This is a genomic window from Promicromonospora kroppenstedtii DSM 19349 (genome assembly GCF_000515355.1).
Taxonomy (GTDB): domain Bacteria; phylum Actinomycetota; class Actinomycetes; order Actinomycetales; family Cellulomonadaceae; genus Promicromonospora; species Promicromonospora kroppenstedtii.
In genome coordinates this window covers 70,211-76,157 of sequence record NZ_KI911619.1, presented here as the reverse complement: position 1 = coordinate 76,157, position 5,947 = coordinate 70,211, and the positions used below count along the sequence as shown (strand labels likewise).

Here is a 5,947-nt window from a genome sequence, read left to right as displayed (position 1 = left end):
CCGCTGGGCGGCCGGCCAGCGGGCGTCCGCGACGAGGGGGACGTCGCCCGCCGCCCGCACGGCGCGGATCCGGTCGAGCAGGGAGTCAGCGGTGTCGTCGACCGCGACGATGCGCCGTGTCACCGCCCGGCCTGCACCTGGTCGTCGGTGCCGCGCCGCTTCCTCGGCTGCCAGGTGCGCCGGAACGCGCGGGGGTAGGCGCGCACGAGCCCGAGGACGACGAGCGTCGCGAGCACCGCCTTGACCAGGTCTCCGGGGACGAAGACGAGGCTGGTCAGCGCGGTCTCCCCGAGCGGCAGGCGGGTCACGAGGCTCTGGACGGGGATGCCGAACGCGTAGTCCACGAGGATCCCCCCGACGACGACCCCCAGGGCCGTGCGCCAGACGGTGGGCTTGTACGGCGTGGCGTGCACGATCAGCCCGATCACGAACGCGGCGGCGATCCAGCCGATCGCGTACCCGGCGGACGGGCCCACGAACACGCCGAGCCCGCCGCGACCACCGGCCAGCAGCGGGAGGCCGGTGGCGGTGAGCGCGAGCAGCACGACGACGGAGAGCGCCCCGAGCCGGGGCCCGAGGATCGCGCCGGCCAGCATGACGCCGAGCGACTGCGCCGTGATCGGCACCGCGCCGAGGACGCTGAAGCTGCCGGGCAGGCCGAGCACGGCGATGGTCGCGGCCATCACGGCCACCCGGGCCAGGTCGGTCGCGTCCAGCGCGCGCCGGCTCGATCGGTAGTCGTCTCGCATCGGTACCTCTCCCACTTGAACAGCGTTCACTTGAACGGCGTTCAGGAATATAGTGGCGCGATGAGCGCACCGGCAAACGGCCGTCGGCACAGCCGCGACGACGTGTCCAGGACGGCGCTGCGGCTCCTGGACGAGTACGGCCTGCCCGACCTGACCATGCGGGCCATCGCCACCTCCCTCGACGTGCAGGTCAGTGCCCTGTACTGGCACTTCCCGAACAAGCAGTCGCTGCTCGCGGCGGTCAGCGCGCGGATCCTCGGGCCGATGGACGAGGTCGACGTCGAGGAGCTGCCCACCTCGGACGTCGTCCGCCTGCTGGGCGGGCGGCTGCGCGAGTGCCTGCTCGCCTACCGCGACGGCGCCGAGCTGGTGTCGAGCTCGCTGGCGCTCGGGCTCGTCGACTCCCCGGTCCAGCCGCAGCTGATGCGGGCCACGCGCCGGGACGGGGTGCCGGACCCGCTGGCGCTGGTCGCCGCGGAGACCGTCATGCACTACGTCGTCGGGTTCACCTTCCACGAGCAGCAGCGCCTGAGCGCCGACGCCCTCGGGCTGCTGGACACGGAGACGTCGCTGAGCCCGGACGCCGTCAGCGCGCCCCCCGAGGCAGGCGCCGACTTCGCGGAGGCGCTGACCATGATCGCCGACGGCCTCGACGCGGCGGTGCGCCGGCACTCGGCGCGGGCGGGTCGCTGACCGGCTTCCCGGGGCAGCGCATGCGGGTGCTGCCCCAGCCCCTGGTGGCCCGGGCACGAACCCGGCCGGTGACGTCCCAGCTGCTCGTGACCGACGTCGGGTTCTACCCGCGGGCGGCCCAGCACAGCAGGTCCCGTCCGCAGGGTGCGGCGCAGGACATCGTCATGGTCTGCGGCGCCGGTCAGGGCACGTGCGTGGTGGCGTCCGGCGTCCACCAGGTCGTCACGGGCGGCGCCGTGATCATCCCGGCGGGAACCTCGCACAGCTACGAGGCCGACGCCGCCGACCCCTGGACGATCTGGTGGATGCACGTGACCGGCCCGGCCCTGGCCGCGCTGTTCGAGGGGACGGACGTGACCGTGCGGCGGCCGGTCGTGCAGCTCAGCGACCCGTCCCGGGTCATCGCGCTGACCGACACCGTGCTGCGCCGGATGGAACGTGACGAGACGGCCTCCAGCCTGGCGGCAGCCGCAGGCGCCGCGTGGCACGCCCTGGCCCTGATCGCGGCCGACCGGGGCACGACGGCCCCCGACCGGGCGGCGCCGATCGAGAACACGCTCGAGTTCCTGCGCGCCAACCTCGCGGACCGCGTCACCGTCCCCGAGCTGGCGAGGATGGCGGGCCTGAGCCAGTCCCACTACGCGGCGCTGTTCCGCAGGGCCACCGGGTTCGGCGTGCTCGAGTACCAGACCCGGCTGCGCATGGCGTCGGCACGCGAGCTCCTCGACACGACGGACCGCACGGTCGCCTCGATCGCACGCCAGGTCGGTTACCCCGACCCGCTGTACTTCTCCCGTCGGTTCCGGCGGATCCACTCCATGAGCCCCAGCGAGTACCGCGCCCGCAAGGGTCGCTGAGGGAGCGCCGGGGCGGGCAGCCGGATCGTGGATCCGTCCATGGAAGTGCAGAGCATCGTCCCTTCAGCCGCCCCGGGCGCCGACCTAGGGTCGGACCAGGCTCGCCGTCGAGCCGGACGCCGCCCGAAGGGATCACCGCTCATGCGCCTCGACCCGCACGCACCCGAGACCGGGACCACGCCCGCGGCCGACTGGTCGCTCGACCTGTCGGGCGCGTGGCGGTGCGCCCTCGACCCGGAGGGCGTGGGCGAGCTCGACCAGTGGTTCCGGCACGGCCTGCCCGGGGACGCGCCGACCGTCCGGCTTCCCGGATCCGTCCAGCACCAGGGGCTCGGCGACCCGGTCGGCCTCGACACGCCCTGGACCGGCAGCATCGTGGACCGGTCGTACTTCACCGACGACCGGTACGCGCCGTACCGCGAGCCGGGCGCCGTCGCGGTCCCGTTCTGGCTCCAGCCCCGCGTGTACTACCGCGGCGCGGCGTGGTTCCAGCGCGAGGTCGAGATCCCGGCGGGCTGGGCGGGGCGGGACGTCGTCCTGTCCCTGGAGCGGGTGCACTGGGAGTCCACGGTGTGGGTGGGCGAGCGCCTCGTCGGGTCCGAGCGGAGCCTGACCACCGCGCACCGCCTCGACCTCGGCCGCCTGACCCCCGGCCGGCACGTGGTCACGATCCGCGTGGACAACCGGCCCGTGGTCGACGTCGGACCGAACGCGCACAGCGTCTCGGACCACACCCAGGGCAACTGGAACGGCGTGGTCGGCGCGCTGTCCCTGACCGCGACGCCGGCCGTGACCATCAGCCGGGTGCGCGTCGTGCCCGACGTCGCCGCCCGCTCCGCCCTGGTCAAGGTGGACATCGCCGCCGGGAGCGACGGCGCGGGCGCCGGGACCGTCCGGGTCCGGGCCCGGCGGTTCAACGTGCCGGGCGAGCACGAGGCGGGGCCGGTGAGCGCCGCCTTCGCGGCCGAGTACAGCCGTGACCTGGGTGAACGCGGTCTGACGTCGAGCGGGGCGCACGTGGACGTCGAGCTCCCGCTGGGCGACGACGCGCTGACCTGGGACGAGTTCCGGCCGGCCCTGTACGAGCTCACGGTCGAGCTGGTCACCGACGTGGGCGGGCACGAGCACCGCGACGTCGCCCGCACCGTGTTCGGCCTGCGCGAGGTGGGGGTCGAGGGCACCCAGGTGACGATCAACGGACGCCGGACGTTCGTCCGCGGCACGCTCGAGTCGTGCGTCTTCCCGCTGACCGGCTACCCGCCGACCGACGTCGACGCGTGGCGTCACGTCATCGCCGTCTGCCGGGCGCACGGGCTGAACCTGCTGCGCTTCCACTCGTGGTGCCCGCCCGAGGCCGCCTTCGTCGCCGCCGACGAGGCCGGTTTCTACATCCAGGCCGAGGGCCCGGTCTGGGCCAACCAGGGGGCCGCGCTCGGCGAGTCGCGACCGGTGGACGCCTACCTGTACGAGGAGACCCGCCGGATCCTCGACGCCTACGGCAACCACCCGTCGTTCGTCATGATGGCGCACGGCAACGAGCCCGGCGGCAGGGACGCCGAGTTCCTCGCGTCGTGGGTCACGACCTGGCGGACCTACGACCCGCGGCGGCTGTACACCAGCGGCGCGGGCTGGCCCGCCCTCGTCGAGAACGACTTCGACAACATCCCGGACCCGCGGGCGCACCGCTGGGGCGAGGGCCTCGACTCCCGGCTGAACGGCCGCCCGCCGGAGACCCGGTCCGACTACCGCGAATGGGTCGGGTCCCGGCCGCGCCCGATCGTCAGCCACGAGATCGGGCAGTGGTGCGCCTACCCCGACCTCGGCGAGGTGTCGAGGTACACCGGGCTGCTGCAGCCCAAGAACTTCGGCATCTTCGCGGACTTCCTGGAGCAGGGCGGCATGTCCGACCAGGCCGCCGCGTTCCTGCACGCCTCCGGCAGGCTCCAGCTGCTCTGCTACAAGGAGGACATCGAGGCGGCACTACGTACGGAGGGCTTCGGCGGCTTCCACCTGCTCGGCCTGAGCGACTTCCCCGGCCAGGGCACGGCACTGGTCGGTGTGCTCAACCCCTTCTGGGAGTCCAAGGGGTACTCGACGGCGGACGAGTTCGCCCGGTTCTGCGGTCCCACCGTCCCGCTGGCCCGGCTGCCGCGGCGCGTCTGGACGGCGGACCAGGAGATCGACTTCGACGTGCAGGTGGCGCACTTCGGCGCGGGGCCGATCGATGCGGACCTGAACTGGAGCCTGCTCGACCAGGACGGCGCCGAGCTCGGGGGCGGCTCGGTCGCCCAGGGGGCGACCGTCCCCGTCGGCAACGGCACCCGGTTCGGTCCGGTGCGCGTACCCGCGGGCCTCACCGCCGGGCCCGCACAGGTCACCCTGGTGGTCACCGTGGCCGACACCACCGGCGCCCGGTACGAGAACGACTGGGACCTGTGGGTCTACCCGGCCGCGGCGGAGGTCACGGCCCCGGCGTCCGTGCTGGTGACCAGCGACGTCGGCGAGGCCGTCGAGCGGGCCGGGGCGGGCGCGACCGTGCTGCTCGAGCTCGGCGCGGAGCAGATCGGGAACGACGTCGCGCTCGGGTTCACCCCGGCCTTCTGGAACACCGCCTGGACCAAGGGCCAGGCCCCGCACACCCTCGGGGTGCTGCACGACCCGCAGCACCCCGTCTTCCGCCACTTCCCCACCACGGGCACCACCGACTGGCAGTGGTGGGAGCTCCTGCACGGCGCCAAGGCGATGCTGCTCGACGGGCTACCCGCCGGGCTGCGCCCCGTCGCCCAGCCGATCGACACCTGGTTCGAGGCGCGCCGGCTCGGTGTCCTGGTCGAGGCTAGGGTCGGCGCCGGCCGGATCATGGTGAGCTCGCTCGACCTCGACCCGTCCGGCGACCGCGCGGCCGCGCGCCAGCTCCGGCGCAGCCTGCTGGACTACCTGGCCGGCGACGACTTCTCGCCCGCGGAGACGCTCGAGCCGGAGGACCTGCTGCGCCTGCTGCGCTGAGCCCGGTCCAGGCGGTCCTGGGCGGCCAGCAGCACCGGGGTGTTGTCGCCCGCGTAGACGTCGTACCCGCCGACCCGCTGGACCACCTCGAAACAGACGTGGCCCACGCGGGGCGTGTAGAAGTGCCAGAACTCGCCGGCCTCGGAGCGGTCGTACATGAGCTGGTGGTCGCGCAGCAGGGCGAGCGTCGTGTCGTCGAGCCCGAACCGGGCCCGCAGGTCGTCGTAGTAGTTGGCGGGCACGGGCACGCGGGGCAGCCCGCGCTCGCCCGCCCTGCGCGCGACGGCGACGACGTCGGTGCAGGCCAGCGCGATGTGCTGGGGGTGGGAGACGCCCGCGGGCGCGACGTTCAGCGAGATCCGGACGGCGCCGTCGGCCGTGCGCATGACCTGGCTGCGGACCAGTCCCTGCGGGCCCGCGGCCTCGGTCGCCGTCGGGCTCTCGAGCCCCAGCACCGTCGTGTAGAAGAGCACCGCCTCGTCGTGCGTGTCCCAGCCGTGGGAGATGTTCACGTGGTCGACGCCGCTGATCTGCCCCGCGCCGGGGCCGGGGCGGCCCCGGTCGAACTCTGCGGCCCAGGCCGGCTGGGCGCCCGCCGGCGTCGGCGTGTGCCGGTCGTTGAGGAACACCTCCAGGCCGCTG

The 5,947-nt window shown here is 74.0% G+C and carries 5 protein-coding genes; 3 read left to right on the top strand and 2 right to left on the bottom strand.

The annotated features are described in order from the left end of the window. Nucleotides 1-119: 119 nt before the first annotated feature. On the bottom strand, nucleotides 120-749 hold the full coding sequence (locus PROKR_RS05040; protein ID WP_036960107.1) for a biotin transporter BioY: 630 nt from the start codon (nucleotides 747-749) through the stop codon (nucleotides 120-122). A 60-nt stretch (nucleotides 750-809) separates the two neighbouring features. Here PROKR_RS05040 and PROKR_RS05035 point away from each other — a divergent pair, with 60 nt between their 5' ends. From PROKR_RS05035 to PROKR_RS05025, 3 genes are all read left to right on the top strand, one after another. After that, entirely contained in the window at nucleotides 810-1,442 is a 633-nt protein-coding gene (locus tag PROKR_RS05035; RefSeq protein ID WP_051432682.1) for a TetR/AcrR family transcriptional regulator, read from the top strand. Nucleotides 1,443-1,510: 68 nt separating this feature from the next. Next, on the top strand, nucleotides 1,511-2,299 hold the full coding sequence (locus PROKR_RS05030; protein ID WP_245605703.1) for an AraC family transcriptional regulator: 789 nt from the start codon (nucleotides 1,511-1,513) through the stop codon (nucleotides 2,297-2,299). A 141-nt stretch (nucleotides 2,300-2,440) separates the two neighbouring features. Then, nucleotides 2,441-5,305 carry a glycoside hydrolase family 2 gene (locus PROKR_RS05025; RefSeq protein ID WP_036960104.1) on the top strand — a complete coding sequence of 955 codons (2,865 nt, stop codon included), beginning with the start codon at nucleotides 2,441-2,443 and terminating at the stop codon, nucleotides 5,303-5,305. Here PROKR_RS05025 and PROKR_RS37260 read toward each other — a convergent pair. Continuing rightward, nucleotides 5,233-5,947, bottom strand: a 715-nt coding sequence (locus PROKR_RS37260) for a VOC family protein (RefSeq protein WP_036960103.1), incomplete at its 5' end; no start/stop codon positions are given. The genes PROKR_RS05025 and PROKR_RS37260 overlap by 73 nt on opposite strands.